Source organism: Cryobacterium lyxosi (assembly GCF_004403345.1).
Classification (GTDB): domain Bacteria; phylum Actinomycetota; class Actinomycetes; order Actinomycetales; family Microbacteriaceae; genus Cryobacterium; species Cryobacterium lyxosi.
In genome coordinates this window covers 35154-59352 of record NZ_SOGT01000002.1, presented here as the reverse complement: position 1 = coordinate 59352, position 24199 = coordinate 35154, and the positions used below count along the sequence as shown (strand labels likewise).

Below are 24199 nucleotides of genomic sequence, written 5' to 3'. Positions count from 1 at the left end.
TCGTCTCCGGCCGGTAGCCGGCGTGGTTGGTACCATTGCCTAATGAGTAAAATCGTTGGCCGCGCTGCTGTCCACGAGGACCGAGCCTTTTTCGGGCAGCCGCGATCACTCGCCAACATCTTCGGCGTCGAGATGTGGGAGCGTTTCTCGTTCTATGGCATGCAGGGCATCCTGCTGTTGTACCTGTACTTCTCGGCCGCCGACGGCGGCCTCGGAATTGCCCAGACCACGGCAGCCGGCATCGTGGGCGCGTACGGTGGTGGCGTCTACCTGTCGACCATTCTCGGTGCCTGGATCGCCGATCGTCTTCTCGGCTCCGAGCGGGTGCTGTTCTACAGCGCCATCGTCATCATGCTCGGTCACATCGCCCTGGCCGTCGTGCCAGGGGTCGGCGGTCTCGTAACCGGCCTCGTCCTGGTTGCCGTCGGCAGCGGTGGGCTCAAGGCCAACGCGACGTCTGTCGTCGGTTCGCTTTACGCCCCGGATGACCCCCGGCGCGACGCCGGTTTCTCGTTGTTCTACCTCGGCATCAACCTCGGCGCGTTTGCCGGTCCGATCCTCACTGGGCTGTTGCAGACCAAGATCGGATTTCACTATGGATTTGGACTCGCTGCTGTAGGCATGGCGATCGGGTTGACCCAATACTCGTTCGGCCGCAAACGGCTGCCGGATACTGCCCGATTGGTGCCGGATCCCCTCCCGCAGTCCCGGTGGCGCGGCTATGCCTACGTGGCAACACTCATGATCGTTGTCATCGTCGTGCTCGTGCTGACCGGTGTGATCACCGCGAGCAATCTGGTCACGATCGTGATTGGGTTGACCGTCATCGCCACGGTCGCTTATTTCGCGGTGATACTCACGAACCGGCAGATCACTCCGGTAGAACGCAAACGTGTCTACGCCTTCATCCCGCTCTTCGTGGCCAGCGCCGCGTTCTGGTCGCTGTACCAGCAGCAGTTCACGGTCGTCACGATCTATTCCGACGAGCGGCTTGACCGGGCCCTGTTCGGCTGGGAGATGCCGGTGTCGTGGGTGCAGTCGATCAATCCCGTCTTCATCATCGTGCTCTCCGGCATCTTCGCCGCTGTGTGGACCAAGTGGAGCTCGAGGCAGCCGTCTACGCCGATGAAGTTCGCGGTCGGAACCGCGGTCATGGGGGCCGCTTTCCTGTTGTTTCTGCCGTTTGCCGGCGGCGCGGCGAATTCGACGCCGCTGCTGGCGATGATTGGTATTTTGCTGGTCTTCACGGTCGCGGAGCTTCTGCTCTCACCGGTCGGGCTCTCCATCGCGACCAAACTCGCGCCCGCGGTGTTCAAAACGCAGATGGTTGCGCTGTTCTTTCTCTCGGTCGCGCTCGGCTCTGCCGTGTCGGGGGTGCTCGCCGCCTGGTATGCGACGGCGCCCGAGCGACTCTATTTCGGCGTTCTCGGCGGCATCGCGATCGTGCTGGGGCTTATGCTCGCCCTGATCGCCCGCCCGGTGCTGCGCCTGATGGGCGGGGTGCGCTAGCTGCCGCTCGCCGAAATCGGCGGTGCGGGGCCGGCACCCGGCAATGGTGCCCGCCTAGCTCTAACGCGGCACTGTGGCCTCGACGATGGCGATTTCTCGCGTCGCGGTTTCGCGGTTGCGTTCGGCGGCGTGCTCGCGATCCAGGTCTGGGGCAATATCCAGGGCGGCGTCCTCGTGCTCGCGCAGCGTCGGCCTGGCGCCCCTGTGCTTGGTCGCAGGCACCTCGCGCCCGTCGCCGGAATGCCGCACGCGCACCCTGGGTGACGAGAACGGATGCAGCTGCACCCGCAACCGCCGATAGCGCACCATCCAGAACAATATGACGGCCGCCGCCAACAAGCCGGACATCGCTGCAAGGCCGAGCGCCCAACGCGGGCCGAAGGCATCCGCTACCCAACCGACGAGCGGCGCGCCGAGGGGAGTGCCGCCGACGAAAATGGCCATGTAGAGCGCCATCACCCGGCCGCGCATCTCGGGCCGCGTCGTGGTCTGCACGTACGCGTTCGCGGTCGTCATCAGAGTGAGTGAGGATAGACCGACCAGCGTGAGAGATATGGCGAAAGTGGCATATGTTTGCATGATCGCCGACAGTGCGCACGCAATGCCGAACAAAGCGGCGCCGAGCACGATGAGGCGCAGCCGGGCGCGACTCCGCCGGGCAGAGAGCAGAGCGCCGATGACGGCGCCGATGGCCATGATCGAACTGAGCAGGCCAAATTCCGCAGCCCCCCGGCCGAACTCGATCGTGGCCATGGTCGACGTGAAGATGGCGAAGTTCATGCCAAACGTGCCGATCAGAAAGACCGCGATCATGACGACAACGATGTCGGAACGACCGCGCACATAGCGAAAGCCAGCCAGGAGCTGCCCACGCTCGCGGGAGATCGTCGGTTGGCGACGCAGCTGGTGCGTGCGCAGCAGGGTCATCGCGAAGACGGTCCCGGCGAAGGTAACCGCATTGATCATGAACACCCAGCCGGCCCCGACGGCAACCGTGAGCAGTCCGGCGGCGGCCGGACCGATCAAGCGTGCACCGTGGAATGAAGCGGAGTTGAGTGCGACGGCGTTGGACAGTTGGTCTTCAGCGACGAGTTCGGAGACGAAAGCTTGGCGGGCCGGCGCGTCGATCGCGGCGACGATGCCGAGGCCGAAGGCAAAGAGGTAGACGTGCCAGAGCTCGGCCACCTCGAGCACGGTCAGAATACCCAGGCCGAGGGCCAGCAACCCCATCAGCGTCTGGGTGAGAATGAGCAGCTTGCGCCGGTTGAACCGGTCGGCGATCAGCCCGGACCAGGGCATGAGCAGCAGCATCGGGCCGAGTTGCAAAGCCATGGTGATGCCGACCGCGGTCGCGTTGTAGTTGGTGAGCTCGGTCAGTACGATCCAGTCCTGGGCGGTGCGCTGCATCCAGGTGCCGATGTTCGACACCAAAGCTCCGGCGAACCAGATGCGGTAATTGACGACGCTCAGCGAGCGGAACATAGCACTCAACTGTCGGCGAGCTCCTTCATTATCAGCGTCGCGGCGGCGAGAGCGCGGTGCTGTTCAGGGCTGAGCCGCGCGACGCGCTGCACCAGCCAGGCGTCTCGCCGTTTGCGAGTTTCGGTCATCATCTCGCGCGCGGCATCCGTTGTGGTGAGCACGATCTTGCGGCCATCGAGCGCGGAATCGGTGCGCGTCACGAGGCCGGCATCGACGAGGCATTTGACCGTGCGGGTCATCGATGGCGGGGTGACCCGTTCGAATTCGCTCAGCTCGGTGAGCGTCAGCGGGCCGTGCACGTAAAGCACGCCGAGTGCCGAAAACTGGCCGCTGCCCAACTCGTTTTCGGCCGTCTCCTGCCGCAGACGGCGAGCTAAGCGCCCGTTGGCCAGCCGAAATTCGTGGCTGATCTCCGAGGTGTTTGTCGCCGCCTGGTCAGGGGTTACCGACGGCAGTGCCATGACGACTCCCAGGGCTGCGGTTTTCGGGTGTATTCGCGATTCCATATATCATTAGCATAACAAATTAGCCTTGCTAAGTACATTATTACTTTGAGCGTGCCCCGCACAACGGGGCAGACTAGCCTCGTGCCTACATATACGGATGCCTCCGGCCTGGTTATCACCTACTACGTCTGGCCGGTCCCTGCCCCCCGAGCCGTGATTCAACTCGCCCACGGTGTCGGCGAACACGCCCAGCGCTACGCGGCGCTCGCCGCCGACCTCAATCGGGCCGGTTACACGGTCTATGCCGACGACCACCTCGGTCACGGCCAGACCGGACTCGCTCAGCACGGCGGCGATCACACCAAGCTTGGTCGGCTCGGCGCCGGCGGGCTGCGCTCGGCAGTAGCCGGCGTCTACCAGCTGAGTGGAATCATCCGCTCAGAGCAGCCGGCCCTGCCCCTCGTGTTGCTCGGGCACAGCTGGGGATCGTTCATGGTGCAGATGATCGTCAACGAGCACGCGGCCGAGTACGACGCCATCGTGCTCTCCGGAACCGCCTACCGCTGGCCCGGTTACCTCGATGGCGGCGACCTGAACCGCAGGCACAAGGCGCTGGGTACTACCGGGGTCGAGTGGCTCAGCCGTGACCCGGCCGTCGCCGCGACCTTCGTGGCCGACCCACTCACCACGGCGACGCCGCTCGCCAAGCTGTTCGGCATTCGCGAGGCCGCGCGCCTGTTCGGTCGCCCAGCCCGCGACCTTCCCGGTCACCTGCCGCTGCTCGTGCTCGTCGGCGGTGACGATACCGTCGGCGGGGAACGCAGTGCGCTCAAGCTGGTGAACTCCTACGTTCAGCGTTCTGGGCTTTGGGACGTGCGCCTGATCGTGTACCCGGGCGCTCGGCACGAAGTTTTCAACGAGATTAACCGCGACGAAGTCATCGGCGACCTCGTGGACTGGCTCGACGAGCGCTTGACCGCCGTAGGCTGATTGTATGCATGGTGAATATAAGGTTCCGGGCGGCAAACTGGTCGTCGTTGATCTCGATGTCGTCGATGACGTCATAACCAACTTTCGTCTGGCCGGAGACTTCTTTCTTGAGCCCGACGATGCCCTCGAAGACATCAACTCCGCGGTGAGCGGCCTCCCCGTCGGCAGTGCGACGGCCACGATCGCCGCTACGGTGCGTGGTGCGCTCCCCAGCGGTGCCATTCTGCTCGGATTCTCCCCGGAGGCCGTGGCCGTGGCGATTCGCCGTTCGCTTGCGCAGGCGAGCACCTGGCGGGACTACGACTGGCAGATCATCCACTCGCAGCAGCCCGTCGCACCCGTGCTGCAGATGGCCCTCGACGAGGTGCTCGCGACCGAGGTTGCGGAGGGACGCCGACAGCCCACACTCCGTATCTGGGAGTGGAACGAACCGGCCGTCGTGATCGGCAGTTTTCAGTCGCTCAAGAACGAGGTCGACCCCGAGAATGCCGCCAAGTATGGCTTCACCGTGGTGCGGCGCATCAGCGGCGGCGGCGCCATGTTCATGGAAGCCGGCTCGGTCATCACGTATTCCATCTACGCGCCGACCGACCTCGTGCAGGGCATGAGCTTCGCCGACTCCTACGCTTTTCTCGACGAGTGGGTCATCACCGCTCTCAAAACCCTCGGCATCGACGCGCACTACGAGCCGCTCAACGACATCACGAGTCCCGGGGGCAAGATCGGCGGAGCTGCCCAGAAGCGTCTGGGAAGCGGAGCCGTGCTCCATCACGTCACCATGAGTTATGACATGGACGGCGAAAAAATGGTGCAGGTGCTGCGCATCGGCCGCGAAAAGCTCAGCGATAAGGGCATCACGAGCGCCGCCAAACGCGTCGACCCGCTACGCAGCCAGACCGGTCTTACCCGCGCTGCGATCATCGACCGTATGAAAGAAACCTTCACCGGCCTGTACGGCGCCAGCGAGGGTGACGTCACCGCCGAGGAATACGCCAAGGCCACCGAGCTCGTCGCGAACAAATTCAGCACAGAGGCCTGGTTGGCCCGGGTTCCGTGAACCGCGACGAACGGATGCTCGCGGCGCGCCCGCCAGCATCCACCCGCCACTAACGCCCGCGCGTCAGCAGGTCTTGGTAGTCAACGTGAGTGTCTATCCAGTGCGCCACGTACGAGCAGTCCGGCACGACGGCTCGCGTGGTGCGAACGCGCACGTCGCCCAGCGCCTGCTCGACCAGAATGCTGGCGAGCCCGTGCGTGCGTTGCGCCGGATCGACCTCGGTGTGGGTGAAGTGCACGGCCGTTGACGTCGTGGTGTAGTCGGCCCGTCCCACGGCCTCGTCGTCGAGCCACACCGTGTAGCGGCTCTGCCCCGGGTCGTGGCGTACTTCCACAGTCCCGGCATCGGCCAGGTTCTGCGAGTGGATGGTCGTCGATTCAGCAGTCATCCCGACAGACTAAACCGATGAGCGGCGCGCAGGCTGAAAGAATGGGTACATGCCAAACGCGTGGACACCGACCAGCCCGAGCCGTGTCATCCACGCCAACAACCTCGACGTGCTGCCGGGCCTGCCCGATGGCGCCTTCACCCTGATCTATCTCGACCCGCCGTTCAACACCGGTCGCTCGCAGAAACGGCAGAGCACCACCTCCGTACGGTCGGTCTCCGCCGACGGCTCGCACGCGGTCGGTACGATCACAGGGTTCAAGGGCCAGCGTTACGAGCGCATCAAGGGTGACCTGCTGGGCTACGACGATCAGTTCGAAGATTATTGGGCCTTTCTGGAACCGCGTCTGATCGAGGCCTGGCGCCTGCTCGCCGACGACGGCACGCTCTATCTGCACCTCGACTACCGCGAAGCGCACTATGCCAAGGTGCTGCTCGACGCCCTGTTCGGCCGGGAATGCTTTCTCAACGAACTCATCTGGGCTTACGACTACGGTGCGAAATCCAAGAACAAGTGGCCCACCAAGCACGACACGATTTTGGTCTACGTGAAGAATCCGGCCCGGTATTACTTCGACTCCACGACCGTCGACCGGGAGCCGTACATGGCGCCCGGCCTGGTCACGCCCGAAAAAGTGGCCAAGGGAAAACTGCCGACGGATGTCTGGTGGCATACGATCGTCTCTCCCACCGGCAAGGAGAAAACCGGCTACCCCACGCAGAAACCGATCGGAATTCTGCGTCGCATCATCCAGGCGTCCAGCCGCGAAGGGGATTGGGTGCTCGACTTCTTCGCCGGAAGCGGCACCACCGGAGCGGTCGCTGCCGCGCTCGACCGACGCTTCGTGCTCATCGACCAGAACCCGGAGGCGTTCAGCGTCATGCGCGCCCGGTTCGCGCCGGTTTCCGACGTTCAATTTCTTGAAACAACCGCGGAGAACCACTATGGTGCCGCAGTCTCACCGAGCCCCGGCAGGGTGTAACGCATGACGGCAACGCTCGCGGCACTCGTTAGAGATGCTGGCACCCCTACCTCAGCGTGCCGCCGTCGCTGAGGAGTGCCGCCATCGCTGACGAGTGCCGCCATCGCAAACGAGTGCCGCCATGGCTGACGAGTGCCGCCATCGCTGAGGAGTGCCGCTATGGCTGACGAGTGCCGCCAGAAGCGGATGCCGCCAACGGGCGGCATCCGCTCGCCTGCGGCCGCTCAGCCCGCGTGCGCCGCTCGTATGTGCGCCGCGAACATGCTTCCGCTGTCTTTCACCGTGCGCTCGAGGGTGTCGTAGTCGACCCGCACGATGCCGAAGCGCTTCTCGTAGCCATAGGACCACTCGAAGTTGTCGAGCAGCGACCAGACGAAGTATCCGCGCACATCGGCGCCGGCCGCGATGGCCTCACCCACCTTGTTGATGTGCGCCACGATGTACTCCGTGCGCTCGGCGTCGTGCACGGCGCCATCGGCGCTCACCACGTCGTCGTAGGCGGCGCCGTTCTCGGTGACATAGAGCGGCGGGAGCCGGTCATATTCTTTGCCGAGCCGCACGAGCAGCAGGCGCAGTCCGTCGGGGTTGACCTCCCAGTCCATCGCGGTGCGCGGCAGTCCGCGGCTGGGAAAGCTGATGTACTCCGACCCGATCCACGGCGACCCGACCGAACGCGTAGCGCCGCCGGCGTGCGAGTCGCTCGCCGAGGCATCCGCGTGCCCGCTCACGAGGTCGTCGTGATAGTGGTTGACGCCGAGAAAATCGAGCGGGGCGGCGATGATCTCGAGGTCGTCCGAGTGGATGATCTCGGCCAGGCCGAACGGCTCGAGGTCGCGCAGGGTGTCCTCAGGGTAGGCACCATGCAGCAGCGGGTCGAGAAAGATGCGGTTGGCCAGCGAGTCGAGCCGCCGGGCCGCTTCGATGTCGACCGGGTCGGTGGCATCGCGCGGCACGGCGTTGGTGAGGTTGAGCGTGATCCCGAGGTTCTGGGCGCCCGCTGAGCGCAGCGCGTTGACCGCGAGCCCGTGCGCGAGGTGCTGGTGGTGCACGGCGGCGATCGCCGCCCGGCCGTCCTGGCGGCCGGGCGCGTGAACGCCCGATCCGTAGCCGAGCAGCGAGGAGCAGAACGGTTCGTTGAAGGTGGTCCAGTGGGTGACTCGATCGCCGAGCGCGGAGTAGACATCCGTGGCGTAGTCGACGAAACGGTAGGCGGTGTCACGGTTGGCCCAGCCACCCTTCTCCTCCAGTGCCTGCGGCAGGTCCCAGTGATACAGGGTGAGCCAGGGCAGAATACCCGCGCCGAGCAGTTCGTCGACGAGCCGGGAATAGAAGTCGAGCCCTTCCGGGTTCACGGCGCGGTCGCCCGGACGTACCCGCGCCCAGCTGGTGGAAAAACGGTAGGAGTCGAGGCCGAGTGAGACCATGAGCGCCACGTCGGCGGGCATCCGGTGGTAATGATCCACGGCGGTCTCCAAATCGTCGCCGCCCGCGATGGCGCCGGGAACCTGCGCGAACGCGTCCCAGATTGAGTCTTCCTTGCCGCCGGCATGGCCGGCGCCCTCGATCTGCGCGGCGGCCGTCGCCGACCCCCAGAGAAATCCGTGCGGCCAGGGGAACGGTGTGGGTGCGGTCTGCGACATGACGTCACGCTATCCTGCCGCGCGGCCTCCGACCAACGTTTTGTACCTTCCCTGCGAAGCCTGCGTGCCTCAGCGCGGACATCCGGTCGAAACAGGCCTGCACGCGGGTAGAAGAGGAATTCTTGCCACATTTCTTCGCAGTTGTGCACGCCGTATCCAGAACTCTGATAAACGTCGCAGCTAAGCTCGAATTATGCTGCAGAACAACGAACCCACGGAGGCCGACCAGCGGCGTCTCCGCCGCCGGTTTTTGATCGGCGTCATCATCGTCGGAGTGCTCGTCGCCCTCGCGGCGATCGGGCTCTATCTGAGTGCCGCTTTCAATGCCTAGGCAGTCCACCATTCCCAGAAAAATCGAAGTGAGTACACAGTGCAGCTGACCCGATGGCAGCTACTCGGCCTCACTGCGGCCGTCGGAGCCGTACTCGCTGTCGGCGCGACCGCGCTCGTCGTGCAGGCCCTCGAGGGTTCCGCCGACTCTGCGAAGACCGCCGAGGCCACGGATGCCGCCACTCCCGCCGGAACAAAGCAACCGGCTCGCCCCACCCCCACCGAGTCTGCTCTCGCGGCGCCGGTCGCGGTAACACCGGCTGTGGGCGCCGCCGTAACGGCCCAGCTGGACTACCTTCTCACGCACTGGAAGCTCGAAAACTACAACTCCGCAGAGTGGGGAGTGCTCGGCGAGAATGACTGCGTCAACTTCGCCAGCCAGGCCATGATCGCCCGCGGCTGGACCATGGACGCTGTCTGGTCGAGTCCGAAGAACGGCAACGCGTACGACTCCACAGCGGCCTGGCGCAGCTCGACCGCCTTCATGAAGTACATCGCGGCGACCGGCAAGGCCGTAGCCCTGACCGATCAGCAGCGCGACCAGGTCAAGGTCGGCGACATCGCGCAATTCGACTGGGACAACACCGGCGACCGCGATCACACCGGGATCGTCACCAAGGTCGAAAAAGCAGGCGACACCGTCTCGATCTTCTTTGCCGGGCACACCTTGGATTCCGACTATCGTTCGGTCGACACAGCAATCACGGTGGAACACCCGGGCGGCACTGCGTACTACTGGAGTGTTCCCTAGGCGATCGCGTCGTCGACTATGGCTTTGGCCTCGGCCTGCACCAGGGCGAGGTGCTCCGGGCCGAGGAAAGACTCGGCGTAGATTTTGTAGACGTCTTCGGTGCCGCTCGGCCGGGCCGCGAACCAGGCATTCTCGGTCGTCACCTTGACGCCGCCGATGGCAGCGCCGTTGCCGGGGGCGACACTGAACGCTCCGGTGATCTTCTCGCCAGCAAGCTCGGTGGACGTGATCATCGAGCCGTCGAGTTTGGCCAGGGCGGCCTTCTGCGCGGGCGTGGCGGCGGCATCCACTCGGGCATACGACGGAGCACCAAAGTGCTCGGTCAGTTCCGCGTAGCGCTGGCTCGGGGTCTTGCCGGTCACCGCGAGAATCTCGGAGGCGAGCAGGGCGAGCAGAATACCGTCCTTGTCGGTGGTCCAGACGCTGCCGTCGAAACGCACGAAACTCGCTCCGGCGCTCTCTTCACCGCCGAAAGCGACAGACCCGTCGATGAGGCCGGGGACGAACCATTTGAAACCAACGGGCACCTCCCACAGGTCGCGGCCGAGAAAGCCGGTCACCCGGTCGATCATCGTCGACGAGACGAGGGTCTTACCCACCGCAGCGTCGGGCTTCCAGCCTTCGCGGTGGCTGTACAGGTAGTCGATGGCGACGGCCAGAAAGTGGTTCGGGTTCATCAGGCCACCGTCGGGCGTCACGATGCCGTGCCGGTCGGCGTCAGCGTCGTTGCCGGTGAGAATGTCGTACTCATCCTTGTGGGCGACAACGGATGCCATCACCGACGCACTCGAGGGATCCATCCGGATCTTCTCGTCCCAATCCAGGGTCATGAAGCGCCAGGTCGGGTCGACTTTCGGGTTGACCACGACCAAGTCGATCTCATAACGGTCACGGATGGCGCCCCAGTAGCCCACGCTTGCGCCGCCGAGGGGGTCGGCCCCGATGCGGATTCCGCTGGTGCGGATGGCCTGCATGTCGATGATGTTCTCGAGGTCGTTCACGTAGTTGCCGCGAAAGTCGTAGGTTTCCAGGGCGCTGGGTTCGCTCATCAGTACGCCATCGAGACCATGAGCGATGAGTTCGTTGGCCCGGTTAGCGATCCACGAGGTGGCATCGCTGTCGGCCGGACCGCCGTGTGGCGGGTTGTACTTGAAGCCGCCGTCCATCGGTGGGTTGTGGCTCGGGGTGACGACGATGCCGTCGGCCAGGTCGCCGTGCTCGGCGCGGTTGTAGGCCAAAATCGCGTGCGACAGGGACGGGGTCGGCACGTAGTCGTCGAACTCGTCCACGAGCACGCGCACGCCGTTGGCGACGAGCACTTCGAGGGCGGTCGTGTAGGCCGGGCCGCTCAAGGCGTGCGGGTCGGTGCCGATGAAGAGCGGGCCGGTAATGCCCTGACCGGCGCGATATTCCACGATCGCCTGCGTCGTGGCACTGATGTGATCCTCGTTGAACGCGGTGTTCAGCGAACTGCCACGGTGCCCGGAGGTGCCGAAGACGACCCGTTGGGCCGGCACCGTGACATCCGGTTTCAGGTCGTAATAGGCCTTGACCAGCCCATCAACGTCGATCAAATCAGATTCCAGGGCGCGGGTTCCTGCTCGTTGGCTCATGAGCACAGTCTGGCACCCCCGGTAGGCTGTCAGCCATGCCCGACTCGCCGAATCCGCTCCAAGCCCAGACTTACAGCTATCTCGGCCCGGCCGGCACCTTTACCGAAGCGGCGCTCGCCCAGGTGCCGGGCGCCCGCGGCCAGATCTGGCGTCCGGTCAACAACGTCGGTGAGGCCTTCGCCGATGTCGTGAGTGGCCGCAGCCTGGCGGCAATGATCGCCATCGAGAACTCCGTCGACGGCGGAGTCACGGCCACGCAGGATGCCCTCGCGAGCGTGCCTAACCTGCGCATCATCGGCGAGTACCTGGTGCCCGTGAACTTCGTACTGGTCGCCCGCCCCGGCACAACGTTGGATGACGTGCGCGTCATCAACGCGCATCCGGTCGCCTACGGGCAGTGCCGCAATTGGCTCGAACGCACCCTGCCGAGCCACGGCCACATCCCTGCGTCGAGCAACGTCGCCGCCGCGTCGTCCCTCCTGGACAACACGCAAGCGGATGCCGCGATCGCCCCGCCCGGCATCGACAAGCACCACGACGTCGTTGTCCTGGCGTCAGAAATCGGTGACAACCCCAACGCGGTGACCCGGTTCGTGCTTGTCGCCCGCGGCAACGAGCTCACCGCGCCGACCGGAGCCGACAAGACCAGCCTCATCATCGAGCTGCCGAGCGACCGCTCCGGCGCGTTGCTCGACATGCTCGAGCAGTTTGCCACCCGCGGCGTGAACCTCAGCCTCATCCAGTCCCGGCCGATCGGGGATTCCCTCGGCCGGTACCGCTTCGTGGTCGACGCCGACGGCCATATTCTGGATGAGCGCGTCGCTGACGCACTGCTCGGACTTCGCCGCTTCAGCCCCAAGGTGATCTTTCTCGGGTCCTATCCGCGGGCAGACCAGCGCAAGATCGAGTTCACCTCCCGCTACGACGACGGCATCTTCATCGAGGCCCGCGACTGGTTGCGCGGGCTGATCGCGGGGGAGCCCGCCCAATGACCGAGCCGCGCTTTGACCCGGAGCACGATGCCCGCTATCAGCGCGGCTATGAGCCCGGTGACTCGGCGGATTCCACGAGCGCGGCGATGACCGAGCTGTTCGCGCCCACCCCTTCCCACCAGCCAGAAGCATCCGTCGAAACAGACGCGCGCAACTCGGGCGCGATCCCCGTGCCTGCAGACGGTGCAGCTGACGACGACGAGCCCCTCGACCAATTCGAGCCGCGTAATCCGTTCATCATTGCCCTGTGGATTATTGGGCCAGCCCTCATTATCGGCGGGCTGATCCTGCAGGTGCGCACGATTACGAGCACCTATTTCAGCTCCGGCTTCTCGGGATCCTCGAACGCGGAGGTGCCGATCGAGATGGTGGCGCAGCAGTTGATTTACACCTTCGCACCCGCGATGATCTCCACCGGGCTGGTCACCGTTGTGGGCCTGCTGTTCTTCCACGCCCTGCGGTGGCGTTTTCGATCGTCGCGCCCATAGTCAGTTCCGCTATCTGGCTCAGGCCGGCACGCGCACGATGAGCGCGCCCGCATCGGCGTGCAGGCGCACCTTCTGCACCAGACCGAACTCATCGCCGTCGAGTTCGAAATCCTGCGCGTGCTCGAGCGCGATACGAATGTCGGGCCCGCGCAGGGTCGTCATCACCCGTTCATTTGACGACTCCGTCGCCGCAATCATGCGTCGCCCTACCGCGGAGCGGCGCAATACCCCGTTCTCCCAGGTCACCCGCCGCCAGATGGTGAGCCAGCCGAGCATGCCCTTGGGCTGCAGCACGGCAATGTCCAAAATGCCGTCGTCGAGGCGCGCGTCCGGTAAAAACTGCAGGTTGCCCGGCAGCAGCCCGCAGTTGGCGACGAGAATGGCGCTCACCTGCGCCGGCCGGTCCGTGCGTCCAGCAACGCTGTAGCGGATGCGAAAAGGCTGCGCTTTCGGCAGCGCCCGCGCCACCCCGTCGACGTAGGCGAGCCAGCCCATCTGCTTCTTGAGGTCGTCGCGTGTGTGGGCGATCATCTGCGCGTCGATCCCGAGCCCGGCCATGACCAGAAAAACGTGCTCTTCCACGGCGCCGGCATCGGTGGTCACGATAGCGACGCCGAGGTCGATGGGCTTGTCGACACCGCTGAACGCGATCGATGTCGCGGCGTCGATGCTGCCGAGCGGGAGCAGCAGGTTGCGGGCGAGCAGATTGCCGGTACCCGATGGCACGATGGCCATGCGCACGCCGGACTCCCGCAGCGCCTCGGCGACGGCCCGCACCGTGCCGTCACCGCCGGCCGAGACCACCATAGCGGCGCCGGTATCGAGGGCCCGTTTGGTAGCGGCCTGGCCGACATCGTCGACAGTTGTTTCAAACCATTGCGTCGTACCCCATCCGGCGGACTGCTCCGCTTCGGCCACGCTCGCCCGCAACTTAGCGAGGTCGACCTTGACGGGGTTGTAGACGACGGCAGCATGCTGGGCGAGGTTTTCGGAGGCGCTCACGAGGCCTAGGCTACTGGGTTGGCCTCGCGATTGCCCGACGGGAGTCGCTTGTAGACTGGCCGGGTGATTGATCCGGTGCTGTTACGCGAAAACCCTGACCTCTTCAAGCGTTCGCAGGAGGCCCGTGGCGACTCCGTTGAGGCGGTCGATGCCGCGCTTGCTGCCGACGCGGAACGGCGGTCAACGATCACGGCGTTCGAAGACCTGCGCGCCGCGCAAAACCTGTTCGGCAAGCGGGTAGCTGCGGCGCCTGGCGCTGAGAAAAAAGCCCTCGTTGCAGAAGCGCAAAGCCTCGCCGCCGAGGTGAAGGCTGCTGGAGTCATCGCCGGCGAGGCCGACGCCCGCTTCACCGCGGTCGTCAAGACCATCGCGAACCCGATCATCGACGGCGTACCGGTCGGCGCCGAAGAAAACTTCGCGACCCTGCGCACCCACGGTGAAGCCCCGATTTTCGACTTTGAGCCGCGCGACCACCTTGAGCTCGGCGAACTGCTCGGGGCCATCGACATGGCCCGCGGCGCCAAGGTCTCCGGAACCCGCTTCTATTTCTTGAAGGGCATCGGCGCCCGGCTCGAGATCGCCCTCATGAACATGGCGCTCGACCGGGCGCTCGAAGCCGGCTTCGTGCCGCTCATCACCCCCACCCTGGTGCGACCCGAGATCATGGACGGCACCGGCTTTCTCGGCGAACACAATGATGAGGTCTACTACCTGCCCGCCGACGACCTCTACCTCACCGGCACGAGCGAGGTCGCGCTCGCCGGGTACCACAAAGACGAGATCCTCGACCTCTCCGAAGAGCCACTACGGTATGCCGGCTGGTCCACCTGCTACCGCCGTGAGGCCGGCTCGGGCGGAAAAGACACCCGTGGCATCATTCGCGTGCACCAGTTCAACAAACTCGAAATGTTCACCTACGTTCTGCCCGAGAACGCCGAGGCCGAGCACGATCGCCTCGTCGCCTTGCAGGAGGGCATGCTGCAGTCGCTCGGCCTCAGCTACCGGGTCATCGACGTCGCTGCCGGTGACCTCGGCTCGAGCGCGGCCCGCAAGTTCGACATCGAGGCATGGGTTCCCACCCAGAATGCATACCGCGAGCTCACCAGCACGAGCAACTGCACCACCTACCAGGCGCGCCGGTTGGACATCCGCTATCGAACCGAATCGGGCAAGACCACGCCGGTCGCCACCCTGAACGGTACGCTGGCGACCACTCGCTGGCTCGTGGCCATGCTCGAAACGCACCAGCAAGCGGATGGTTCGGTGCTCGTTCCGAGCGCGCTGCAGCCCTACCTCGGTGGCCTCGAGGTACTCACGCCGCTCCCCGTGAAAGGAACGAAGTGACCGCGGTGTCCATGACCGAGCGATGGCTCGTCGCCCTCGACATCGACGGGACCACGATGCACGAAGACGGCTCGATCAGCCAGGCCGTGATCGACGAGGTCGCCCGGCTCACCGCCGCTGGACACGAGGTCATGCTGGCCACCGGGCGTTCCGCCGCCGCAGCCCTGCCGGTGCTCGACCGACTCGGCATCTCACCGCGCTACGTCGTCTGCTCCAACGGCGCCATCACCATGCACCGCGACGCCTCAGCGCCCATGGGCTACCGCCGTGAATGGGTCGAAACCTTCGACCCCAGCGACGTGCTCATATCGATTCGGGCGCACCTCGGGTCGGCGCGGTTCGCCGTCGAAGACGAGCACGGCTTCTACCGCTATACCGAGCCGATCCCCGATGCCACGATCGGCATGGACAGCGAACGGGTCGATTTCGATGAGCTTCTGAAGCACCAGGCAACCCGCGTGGTCGTCATCTCCCCCGACCACGACATGGAGGATTTTCTCCAGGTGGTCGAGCGCATGGGGCTGAACCGGGTCAGCTACGCCATCGGGTGGACTGCCTGGCTCGACATCGCTCCCGACGGTGTCAATAAGTCCACGGCGATGGAGCGGGTGCGGGTGTCTGTTGGTGTCCCCCGCGACCGGGTAATGGCCGTCGGGGATGGTCGCAACGACATCGACATGCTGCAATGGGCCGGCGAATTCGGTCGCGGTGTGGCCATGGGGGAGTCACCCGATGACGTTCTTGCCGCCGGATCGGAGGTCACCGGCAACGTGGCCATCGATGGCCTCGCTACGGTGTTGCGCACGCTCTGACGGGCATCCAGTCGTTTTTCAGCCGGCTCTGTCAGCCTGAGCAGTCTGCCATCGGCTAGAATCGGGCCAGTTCGCCCAATTGTTTCTACGTTGCATTTTGCGTGGGGGCACGGGCAACCGGGAGGGCTGTCCGAGCGGCCGATGGAGCCAGTCTTGAAAACTGGTGGGCAGAAATGTCTCGTGGGTTCGAATCCCACGCCCTCCGCAGCACCTGTGAAATGCACAACCACCGGCGTACAGCGACTGTCGCTTCAGTTCGGTCCGGCCAGCAACCCGATGAGAGGACATGAGTGAGCGACCAACTTCGCCCCCGCTCGAACGGTTCGCAGAACCTCAAAACCGTTGCGCGTCACGGCCGCCTGAAGAAGTCGAATGCTGCCGTCACGGTCGCGAAGTTTCTTGCCGGCAGCCTGGCCGTCGTCCTGGTCAGCGGCTTTTCGGTCGGCGCGATCGCAGCTTATGACGTTGCAGCGAGCGTGCAGCCGAGCGTGCACCTTGCCAATGAGACCAACGGTCCGGTCCCATCGATCGGCGCCATCGACGGTGGCGTGAACATGCTCATCGTCGGCAGTGACAGCCGTGTCGGGCAGGACGCAGCCTTCGGTCCGGAAGACTCCACCGGCGATCTCAACGACGTGACGATGCTGCTGCACATCTCCGAAGATCACAGCAACGCGTCGGTCATCAGCTTTCCCCGTGACATGTTCGTCTCCATCCCCTCCTGCCCCGACCCCGAGGGCGGCTCCTTCGGCGCCATGAGCAGCCAGAAGATCAACACCACGCTCACCTACGGCGGGCTCGCCTGCACGGTGCTGACCGTTGAAAAGCTCACCGGCCTCTCCATCCCGTTCGCCGCCGAGGTGCAGTTCAGCGGAGTCATGGCCATGTCCTCCGCCGTCGGTGGCGTGCCGGTCTGCGTGGCCAGCCGCATCGAAGACGAATATACGGGAACGTTCCTCGACCCGGGCGAGCACATGCTCGCCGGCTACGACGCACTCCAGTTTCTGCGCACCCGCCACGGCGTCGGCGACGGCGGTGACTTGACCCGCATCAACAACCAGCAGTTGTTCATGTCCTCGCTGGTGCGCACGATCAAGAGCGCTGACACCCTCTCGGACCCAGCCAAGGTGTACGCCTTGGCCAAGGCGGTGACAGGCAATATGCGGCTTTCCGACAGTCTCAACAGCGTGACAACCCTCGCGTCGATCGCCGTGGCACTGAAAGACATCGACCTCGACCAGGTCGTCTTCGCGCAGGTGCCGACCGGCAGCACGACCGGAGGGGTCAAGGCCGTCCAGCCATCTTTCGACAACCTATTCGAGGCGGTTGCTGCCGATCAACCCCTCGCGCTGAGCGGAACCACCGGCCGCGGCACCGTCGCCGACCCCAACGCTCCCGTCGAAGCCGCTCCCGCCCCGGCTGCGACCACAGACCCCATCGCGACCGATGTTCCAGCCGCGACCGATGCGCCGGTGGCCACGGAAGCCCCCGGAGTCGTCCTATCGGAGTCGGTGACCGGCCAGACCGCCGGCGACTATACCTGCACCAGGGGACGTACGCTCGAGAACCAGTAGCCGGGCGCGGCATCCGTTTTTCTGACCCGGTCGTCATGGTGAGAGTGGATACCCGTGGTACGGCTAAGATGAGGGAGTGTGTTTGCGCAAGCAGATGCCAAGGAGACGTCGCATAGTTCGGCTTAGTGCACCACCCTGCTAAGGTGGAGTACCCTTTACGGGGTACCGTGGGTTCAAATCCCACCGTCTCCGCAGCCATGCGAACCCCTGAATCCCATATAAACACTGGGAGTCAGGGGTTTTTCTTTGCCCCAAAATTCTGTTTTGGCAACATTTTGGCAACATTTGAAAAAATAGCGGCCTGATTCAAACGGTCTGCAACGGCGTCCAGGTCGTCATCGAAGAGGTCCGCGTAGGTGTCGAGGGTCATCGCTGCGGAGGCATGACCGAGCATCCGTTGCACCGCTTTGACGTTGGCGCCGACGCTCACAGCGAGACTTGCGGCCGTGTGGCGGAGGTCGTGAATTGTCATCCGTGGTATGCCTGCCGTCGTAAGTGCCGTCAGAAACCAGCTCCGCGTGCCCAGGCTTACCCGGGTGCGTTTGAGGTGGTTTCCGAATCGATCGGCGAAGACGAGTGCCGTTGCCGGCTTGTCGCGACATTCGTCACTCAGTCCGGGGACCAGGAACGCGGGGAAGGGCACCGAGCGCACTTTGTAGGACTTCGGAGTTCCGACCTCTATCTGCGAACCGACCTCAACAGCGTTGCGATTGACGTTGATTCTGCGTTTGAGAAAGTCGATGTCCTTGACCTGAAGCCCGATGGCTTCGCCCCAGCGGAGGCCGCAATACGCCATTATGAGAACGAGAGTTGCACGGTCGCCGGAGGCGGTCGCCAGCGCTGCGACCTGTCTGTGTGACAGGTAGGTGTGCTCCTTGGCAATCTTGCGAGGCAGGTTCACGCCGCGCGCCGGATTCGAGGTGATTCGCTTGTCCTTGACGGCAACGTCAAGGGTGGAAGCGAGGACGCCGTAGGCGCGGAGGACAGTCGTCGCGCCCTTTACCGCGGTAAGTTCAGTCACCCACGACTGAACGTCACTGTGACGAATTTCGCCCACAGTTCGGGTGCCCCAAGCTGGCTTCACGTAGAGGCGCCACGCGATTTCAACCGGGCGAAGGCTGGAGGGCTTGAGATGTGACTGGTGGTGGAGCCATTGAGCACCCAATGTCGCAATGGTCAATCGACCAGCCGAGGCCTCGATGAAATCGCCGTTCGCCTTGGTGACTTCGACCGTTGAGAGAAAGAGCGCGGCATCCCGTTTCGTCGTAAAGCCGCGTTTCTGTGCTTGATCGTGGTCCGGCTTGCGATAAACGACTCGGTAGCGCTTACCGGCCTTCGTCAGATACGAGTAGATGCTGCCCATGACCTCACCTCGGGATCGTCAGTGATTGTGCTGGATCCACTCTCCTCCCGCCCACTCGGCGAGTATGGCGTCATCGTTGATCCCGTATCTAGCCAGTCGAAAGCTGGTCGTCTACCGCACTCCTGCAAGGCTAGTGACGTGCGACGAGCCGGTGGTCGCCCTCGACACTTATCTCGGAGCAGATACAGGTAGCTTCGGAGCGGCCAACGCTCCGATAATCGTTCTGCCTTTAGCCCCGACAGCTGTTCTTGCAATGTTCCGGCATGATGTCCCAGTTCTTTTGGACGCATCTGAGGAGCTAACTGTTGCGGAGGTTCTTGACCTCAATCAAGCGATTCTCGGAAATGCGTTCCGGTACGCCTTCGAACGACCAAGCATGACCTTGACGAGCAAGTTGCACGTGCCTCCGCTGCCTCCGGCAGGCGAACGGCGAGTCGTTTCGAAGGGTGGTGACGGAAAGGAGCTGCATGAACTGATTGTTGGCCGACGCTGGCGAAATGAGCCGGGGGCACCCATTCGTCCTGTTCACCGCTGGTGGCGCTGATAGTTCTCATCACAACAGGTCGCCCCAAGGTCCTCCGAGACGATGCCACCGAGCCGCCAACACCGGGTGCGGCCGCCGCCAGGTGGCGACCTCACGCGGTGAGGGGAACATCTCCCTTACACACCCCCATTGCGGAGGTTTCGCTGGAAGGCGGCTTCGACGCCCTATCCCGATTCGTACCCTTACTTCTTGGCGGCACGGTCGATGACACCGAGCTCCCAGAGATCCTGCGCGAGACACTGTCGGTCAGGGCGTTCCGACCGTAGACAACGTCAGGCCCTGGCGATGAAGCGCCGCAGTGGCCAGCTAACGACAGCGGCCCAGATCAGCCGGAAAGAGAACCTTGTCTTTTACGGGCACTCCGGCACCGGAAAAACGTTCTTCTTCGAAGCCCTCGACCAGCAAGTCGTCGAGGCCGGCATGCGCGTGGCGTGGTTCCGCCTCGAGGACCTCGGTGCGCTCATGCGCGCCCACCGCGCGGACGACAGCATCACCTGAGTCGTCCGCGCATCCTCCGCTCCGACCTCATCGTGATCGTGACATCGGGCTGCTCGCCGTCGGGACGGACGCGGCCGAAGGACCCTATCGCCTCATTGACGCAGCCGATGAAAACTGGACTATCGCCGTCTTGTCGAATCTGTATCCTGCCGGATTCGACGAGCTCATGCCCAAAACCCTCGCCAGAGCGACCGTCGACGTGCTCCTGCACCACGCTTACGTCTCAGGCGTCGGGCGAATCGATCCACCTCACGGAGGCCCTAGCCGGGCAAGGCGTGACACCTATGAGCTAACACTCGCTCCAAGAATGGCCAACGCCGCCGAACTCCTGGTGGGCAGATCTGTCGGCCATGAGCGGGCAGTTTTCATAGCCACCAGCGGGAATTTGCCGTGGCCGCCATTGGGCAGATCCTTATGGTCCTTAGCACTCAGGTCCTAGGGTGCATCAGATGGGCACGTCGGCAGCCGCAGCCCAGCAGAAGATTTCAGCAATTCGACGACTGTCATTGAGGTCCAATTCCTAGAGCCCGGAATACAGATCTCGCGCCTGAGAATGTCTTCGGACTCGGTCCATTCCGGTCTCTTTTTCTGGTCTAGTAAAAGGGTGAACTGGAGTTGTTCGCCCACCACGTAGCCCACAAAATCAGTGCTCGAGCCTGACAGCTGAATGCGTTCGACCGGCGTCCAAGGCTGCTGGAGCACGAGAGTCAGGAGCAAACCCGTGACCGTTGCCCAAGCCCATCCAGCTCGCCTGGCCACAGCTTGTGCCCGTCGCTGAGCCTGATCCTGCTTCTTCGCGCGTCGCAACCAACGACTAAGAAGATGGCCAAGGATGGTGCCCAGCAAGACTCCGGCGAATACTAACACCGGAGCGACACTCATGATGAAAAGAGAGAGTGGGAGCCAGATTAAAGCCGTTCGAAACTTAACGGCAAGAGCCGCGCCATCTGCATTTCCCGCCAAGACCCATGCTCGAGGTTGTTCCAAGCCCATAAACGCCGGAACGAATGCGACCGCAACGAGTAGCAGGGTGGAGGCGAGAATTGAAGTGCGATCAGCAACGCCCAAGACCGCGAGGCCAACGGGAACGCTAAACCCAGAAAAGAAGAACACACGCAAGACTGCAAGGGCGACTGCCGCGAGTGAGGCGATGAGCGCGAGGTGCTTGAGCGCTAAGGGGAGGAATCGCTCGGAACTCATAACGTGATTGTGTCACGAGAGAACGACAAGACGGATGGTCGGCTCCTCCCCTCTGGCCGAGTACGTTCGGCTCCCGGCGATGGCCCAACTCAATCCAAGGAGCTTTTGACCCGTTGGGTAGTGCAACCTGCGAAGTCCAAGGTGGGGGCAGAGCGACGGCGAGCTACTTGCCAATTTGAACGCTTACTCGCTCGACTAAAACCTGACTGACGCGCAACGCTTCGAATGCTTCTGGGTTGAACAGGGCCAAATTGATCCCGTTGTCACTGCTGACGGAACTGCGGTAGACGACTCCGTCGAATCCGCACGACTTGATGAACTCGCAAAGGTATTGAGTGGGAATGTACTCATAGGGCGCGCCCCGCGGGTGGACAGGACGGGTGAGCTCGTCGGCGAGTCGTTCTAGCAGGGGGAGGTCGGCGCGCAGCCGAATAATTTCGGACTCGTCTCCGACTAAAGGGGACGTTAGCTTTCGCGGATTCCTTAGATCGGCAAACTTCAGCTCCGGCAATTCAAACTCCGCAATGCACGCTTTTTCCCCCGTATGAGGTCGCAATTCAGCGACAGCCGTCGTTGGCGTAGAGCCGAGGTAAAGATACGGAATTCCGGCAGGATTTGCTCGTCCGTGGCCAGCAAGATGCCGAGGAGGTGCATTCATCTCGCTGAGCGGATATGGATCGTCACTGCTCATTAGTCGCGCCCGGTACCAGGTCGACTGATCGAATGATTTTGAACTTGCGATCAGCTGGCCGAGGAGTTCGGCTATTCGATCCATATCCATTGGGTCATCAAGGAACCAACGGTTGCGGTGCATCATCTCATCACGCAGGTCTTCCCAGCGACGGAGATTCCCACCCGCCGAGTATTGAATCGGGGCGAATGACTTTCTCACCAGCTCGCCATCGTCTAATACGTCAGCGAGTAATTCCTTTGCGCTGGCTGGCTTCAATCCTGAGCCGTCGAAGAAGTTCCACTCATCAGTTAGCAACTTGATGATTGACTCCCCGTCATCGACGATTTCGTAGGAGGCCATGAGCGCCTCGAACCACTGTGCGAGGCGTTCCGGAAGCACGCTTTCCGCATTTGGAGCGCCGCAGTAGCCGCAGGTCGCCCGAACAGGATCGCACTGAGGGATGTATTCGTTACGAATCTGAATATCACCGAAACACGCGGCGCAGCACCGTCGCTCAGCCAGGGGATTGAAAAGCAGCGAGGGTCTCTAGATGGTGCTTGATGGAGAGTTTTTTTACGTATCCGAGGCCAGGGAAATGGCCGCGCGCGTGCAGTTCGCGGAACTCTTGGACAGCCGAAGTATCTTCAATACACGACCCTGCGCTATCCAGCTGTGCAATCAGCTTGGAGAGGGCCTGGGAAAACTTGCCTGCCGGATCGACTGGTGTGTCGTTCGAGTCGGAAATAAAATGATAAACAAACATGGCATCGTCTTGGTCCGTGTCGATATACGTTAGGTGGATAGCAACTGCGTAAGCGGGTCCACCACCTTCCGCGTAATAGTCACCGACAGTCAGAAAGTCCCCGTAACCGTTTGCACCGAGCTCGCTATAGGTTATGTGAAGGTCCGAGAATCGGTCGACGAGGGAGTAATCAGCGTTCTTCTTGCGCTCGAAACCGTCCTCGATCAAGATGCGGTGGCCGCCTATAAAAGGTCGACGATAGAGAGTGTTGCGAGCATCCAAAAATACATGCGTCAGCTGAGTCGCCGTCAGTTGGGCCGCAAGACCTTTGCCATCTGTAAATCCCGCGTGGACAAGCATCAACGGTCGATCTTCGTAAGGCGAGATCGCTCTCATGGCGTCCTCAACCGTCATAAGGTTAGTGAGGAGCAAGGCCGGGAGAACAGCATCGTTATCTCCAAAACTTTCCTCTAAATAAGCAGCGAGCCCGTCCCCGTCGTGCCGGTGATCGCCCAAGCGGGGGTTGACGATGACTGCTGCTGATGCCCCCCGCGACACGAGCTCTCGCAACGCGCGGTCTAGGCTGCTTAGGACTTCGCGGACGGGCTCAATTATCGGGATAAAGCCTGCGTTAGAGATCACTTCGGCCGATTCACGTATTGCAAGAAGCTCAAACTGCTTCCCTCGAAAGAACGGATAGTACATGTTGCTCCTAACTCCAGGCAAGGGCGGTACGGAGCGGGAGCCACGCCGCTGCGGTCAAGTTCTGTCTTGCAGTGACGGATAGGTCGGTAGCCAATGCGGCCGCACGCAATGACAACGGCAGCTCTTTCAGGTATGGTTCCAACTCGGCTCGTGACCTCGAAGTCCGTAGGACTCGAACCGTCGCATCGTGAACTGTCCTTGAGCCGAGGCTCGCGAAAATTTCCCGAAGTACGTGCCACCGCTGTGTATTTGGCACGTTAGGAAAATCGATCCCTGCATCACTTGCTACGTCGATGGCTTCTTGTACGCGAAGCGTGTCGAGAATCGAGAGTGGATCGACCCTTTCTGGCTGATCAATCGCTTGACGCTCGACCTGAAGTCGGAATCTTGAGGACAATACTAGAACGCCCACGTCATTGGGAGTAATGCTTAGGGCCGCGCAGGCCTGCATGGGACTGGTGACCACGTAAACGCTAGCGAAGACTGCTCTGTAGTCGGCGATCTGCCCCGCGAGTCGGCTAAAAGAGTCTCGCTCTGACTTGATTTCATATGCCGTCGACGTCCCGTTCAGGATAACCAGATCGGCTTTAGACTTTCTCGCACGCAATTCATTTACGATCGTGGCAGTCCGCAGGTTGTGGCGGCCGAGAGCGATCCTTTGAGTCACAGCGACTCTATAGACGTAATCGTCTCGATTACCGATTCTGCGCAATGACGAGAACGCCAGATCAAATGCATCCGCCAATTTCGCATCTGCTGGAAGGGAATCAGGAATTCCTGACTGCTGAAGCAAACGGGCTAACAGTGGTGACTGTCCGGTCTCACCCAGCTCCCGCACGACTCCTCGTGAGAACACCCGGGTCAGTGCCGCTGTTTCGACCGTCGGGGAGGTCCTCATGGGTTCTCCTAAGATGGCCGCCTATTACTTGTAAAGACTACCTTGAAACTCTAAAGGGCAGGCTACCCCACGAATGCGGCGGAAAGGCTATGCGCGGCGATGCACGTGTGTGAGGAAGGCGATCCCGACATGGTTGGATGGCCGCGCCCATGGCCAATCGCCACGAGGGTGGTTGA

Annotated in this window: 24 protein-coding genes and 2 tRNA genes; 15 read left to right on the top strand and 11 right to left on the bottom strand. The window is 62.9% G+C overall.

Translation table 11 applies throughout. The annotated features are described in order from the left end of the window. Positions 1-42: 42 nt before the first annotated feature. Positions 43-1509 (top strand): peptide MFS transporter, encoded by a 1467-nt coding sequence (locus E3T27_RS01260; protein ID WP_134571326.1) that lies wholly within the window; start codon positions 43-45, stop codon positions 1507-1509. A 60-nt stretch (positions 1510-1569) separates the two neighbouring features. On the opposite strand, the gene E3T27_RS01255 is transcribed toward E3T27_RS01260, so the two are convergent. Both E3T27_RS01255 and E3T27_RS01250 read right to left on the bottom strand, forming a co-directional pair. Beyond that, the gene (locus E3T27_RS01255) at positions 1570-3000 is read right to left on the bottom strand and encodes an MFS transporter (protein WP_104195501.1); all 1431 of its coding nucleotides are present in this window, start codon (positions 2998-3000) and stop codon (positions 1570-1572) included. Further along, on the bottom strand, positions 2997-3452 hold the full coding sequence (locus tag E3T27_RS01250; RefSeq protein WP_104195502.1) for a MarR family winged helix-turn-helix transcriptional regulator: 456 nt from the start codon (positions 3450-3452) through the stop codon (positions 2997-2999). The genes E3T27_RS01255 and E3T27_RS01250 overlap by 4 nt, the downstream gene beginning before the upstream one ends. Positions 3453-3578: 126 nt before the next feature. Here E3T27_RS01250 and E3T27_RS01245 point away from each other — a divergent pair, with 126 nt between their 5' ends. Next, on the top strand, positions 3579-4427 hold the full coding sequence (locus E3T27_RS01245) for an alpha/beta fold hydrolase (RefSeq protein ID WP_104195503.1): 849 nt from the start codon (positions 3579-3581) through the stop codon (positions 4425-4427). Between the two features lie 4 nt (positions 4428-4431). After that, a complete protein-coding gene (locus tag E3T27_RS01240; RefSeq protein ID WP_104195504.1) occupies positions 4432-5484 on the top strand; it encodes a lipoate-protein ligase LplAB in 1053 nt (350 codons plus the stop codon). A 49-nt stretch (positions 5485-5533) separates the two neighbouring features. Here the strand turns inward: E3T27_RS01240 and E3T27_RS01235 are convergent, their stop codons facing one another. Further along, positions 5534-5872 (bottom strand): GNAT family N-acetyltransferase, encoded by a 339-nt coding sequence (locus E3T27_RS01235; RefSeq protein WP_104195505.1) that lies wholly within the window; start codon positions 5870-5872, stop codon positions 5534-5536. Between the two features lie 49 nt (positions 5873-5921). Between E3T27_RS01235 and E3T27_RS01230 the strand changes: the two genes are divergently transcribed. Further along, on the top strand, positions 5922-6854 hold the full coding sequence (locus tag E3T27_RS01230) for a DNA-methyltransferase (RefSeq protein ID WP_134571325.1): 933 nt from the start codon (positions 5922-5924) through the stop codon (positions 6852-6854). Positions 6855-7078: 224 nt separating this feature from the next. On the opposite strand, the gene E3T27_RS01225 is transcribed toward E3T27_RS01230, so the two are convergent. Then, positions 7079-8494 carry a GH1 family beta-glucosidase gene (locus E3T27_RS01225; RefSeq protein WP_134571324.1) on the bottom strand — a complete coding sequence of 472 codons (1416 nt, stop codon included), beginning with the start codon at positions 8492-8494 and terminating at the stop codon, positions 7079-7081. A 193-nt stretch (positions 8495-8687) separates the two neighbouring features. Here E3T27_RS01225 and E3T27_RS16380 point away from each other — a divergent pair, with 193 nt between their 5' ends. Both E3T27_RS16380 and E3T27_RS01220 read left to right on the top strand, forming a co-directional pair. Beyond that, positions 8688-8825, top strand: a complete 138-nt coding sequence (locus E3T27_RS16380) for a hypothetical protein (RefSeq protein WP_158251779.1) — start codon at positions 8688-8690, stop codon at positions 8823-8825. Between the two features lie 39 nt (positions 8826-8864). Further along, a complete protein-coding gene (locus E3T27_RS01220; protein WP_134571323.1) occupies positions 8865-9575 on the top strand; it encodes an amidase domain-containing protein in 711 nt (236 codons plus the stop codon). Here the strand turns inward: E3T27_RS01220 and pgm are convergent. Next, on the bottom strand, positions 9572-11188 hold the full coding sequence (gene pgm, locus E3T27_RS01215) for a phosphoglucomutase (alpha-D-glucose-1,6-bisphosphate-dependent) (RefSeq protein ID WP_134571322.1): 1617 nt from the start codon (positions 11186-11188) through the stop codon (positions 9572-9574). The two genes, E3T27_RS01220 and pgm, sit on opposite strands and share 4 nt — an antisense overlap. A gap of 35 nt (positions 11189-11223) precedes the next feature. Between pgm and pheA the strand changes: the two genes are divergently transcribed. Together pheA and E3T27_RS01205 are read left to right on the top strand one after the other, a co-directional pair. Continuing rightward, positions 11224-12180: a prephenate dehydratase gene (pheA, locus tag E3T27_RS01210; RefSeq protein ID WP_104195510.1), complete on the top strand. Its 957-nt coding sequence runs from the start codon at positions 11224-11226 to the stop codon at positions 12178-12180. Continuing rightward, positions 12177-12668, top strand: coding sequence for a hypothetical protein (locus E3T27_RS01205; RefSeq protein ID WP_134571321.1), 492 nt, complete (start codon positions 12177-12179; stop codon positions 12666-12668). Before pheA ends, E3T27_RS01205 begins: the two co-directional genes overlap by 4 nt. 18 nt (positions 12669-12686) lie before the next feature. On the opposite strand, the gene E3T27_RS01200 is transcribed toward E3T27_RS01205, so the two are convergent. Further along, positions 12687-13670 (bottom strand): diacylglycerol/lipid kinase family protein, encoded by a 984-nt coding sequence (locus E3T27_RS01200; RefSeq protein WP_104195512.1) that lies wholly within the window; start codon positions 13668-13670, stop codon positions 12687-12689. Positions 13671-13733: 63 nt separating this feature from the next. On the opposite strand from E3T27_RS01200, the gene serS reads away from it, so the two are divergent. The 5 genes from serS (at position 13734) to E3T27_RS01175 (ending at position 17592) form a co-directional block, all read left to right on the top strand. Beyond that, a complete protein-coding gene (serS, locus tag E3T27_RS01195) occupies positions 13734-15014 on the top strand; it encodes a serine--tRNA ligase (protein WP_134571320.1) in 1281 nt (426 codons plus the stop codon). Then, positions 15011-15826 (top strand): HAD family hydrolase, encoded by an 816-nt coding sequence (locus E3T27_RS01190; protein WP_233200494.1) that lies wholly within the window; start codon positions 15011-15013, stop codon positions 15824-15826. The genes serS and E3T27_RS01190 overlap by 4 nt, the downstream gene beginning before the upstream one ends. A gap of 120 nt (positions 15827-15946) precedes the next feature. Then, positions 15947-16031 (top strand) — tRNA-Ser (locus E3T27_RS01185). An 85-nt stretch (positions 16032-16116) separates the two neighbouring features. Then, positions 16117-17400: an LCP family protein gene (locus E3T27_RS01180; RefSeq protein ID WP_134571319.1), complete on the top strand. Its 1284-nt coding sequence runs from the start codon at positions 16117-16119 to the stop codon at positions 17398-17400. Positions 17401-17501: 101 nt separating this feature from the next. Beyond that, positions 17502-17592, top strand: a tRNA-Ser gene (locus tag E3T27_RS01175). A gap of 40 nt (positions 17593-17632) precedes the next feature. On the opposite strand, the gene E3T27_RS01170 is transcribed toward E3T27_RS01175, so the two are convergent. After that, positions 17633-18763 carry a tyrosine-type recombinase/integrase gene (locus E3T27_RS01170; protein WP_134571318.1) on the bottom strand — a complete coding sequence of 377 codons (1131 nt, stop codon included), beginning with the start codon at positions 18761-18763 and terminating at the stop codon, positions 17633-17635. A gap of 64 nt (positions 18764-18827) precedes the next feature. Between E3T27_RS01170 and E3T27_RS17245 the strand changes: the two genes are divergently transcribed. Continuing rightward, positions 18828-19307, top strand: coding sequence for a DUF4238 domain-containing protein (locus E3T27_RS17245; protein ID WP_420898028.1), 480 nt, complete (start codon positions 18828-18830; stop codon positions 19305-19307). 285 nt (positions 19308-19592) lie between these two features. Then, positions 19593-19805 (top strand): ATP-binding protein, encoded by a 213-nt coding sequence (locus E3T27_RS17120; RefSeq protein WP_277612380.1) that lies wholly within the window; start codon positions 19593-19595, stop codon positions 19803-19805. A 435-nt stretch (positions 19806-20240) separates the two neighbouring features. On the opposite strand, the gene E3T27_RS01160 is transcribed toward E3T27_RS17120, so the two are convergent. The 4 genes from E3T27_RS01160 to E3T27_RS17240 form a co-directional block, all read right to left on the bottom strand. Further along, positions 20241-21005 carry a hypothetical protein gene (locus E3T27_RS01160; protein ID WP_134571317.1) on the bottom strand — a complete coding sequence of 255 codons (765 nt, stop codon included), beginning with the start codon at positions 21003-21005 and terminating at the stop codon, positions 20241-20243. 163 nt (positions 21006-21168) lie between these two features. After that, positions 21169-22077: an RES family NAD+ phosphorylase gene (locus E3T27_RS01155; protein ID WP_241992063.1), complete on the bottom strand. Its 909-nt coding sequence runs from the start codon at positions 22075-22077 to the stop codon at positions 21169-21171. A gap of 115 nt (positions 22078-22192) precedes the next feature. Beyond that, positions 22193-23125: a sce7725 family protein gene (locus E3T27_RS01150; protein ID WP_134571316.1), complete on the bottom strand. Its 933-nt coding sequence runs from the start codon at positions 23123-23125 to the stop codon at positions 22193-22195. A gap of 7 nt (positions 23126-23132) precedes the next feature. Continuing rightward, positions 23133-24023 (bottom strand): sce7726 family protein, encoded by an 891-nt coding sequence (locus E3T27_RS17240; protein ID WP_420898027.1) that lies wholly within the window; start codon positions 24021-24023, stop codon positions 23133-23135. Positions 24024-24199: the final 176 nt, after the last annotated feature.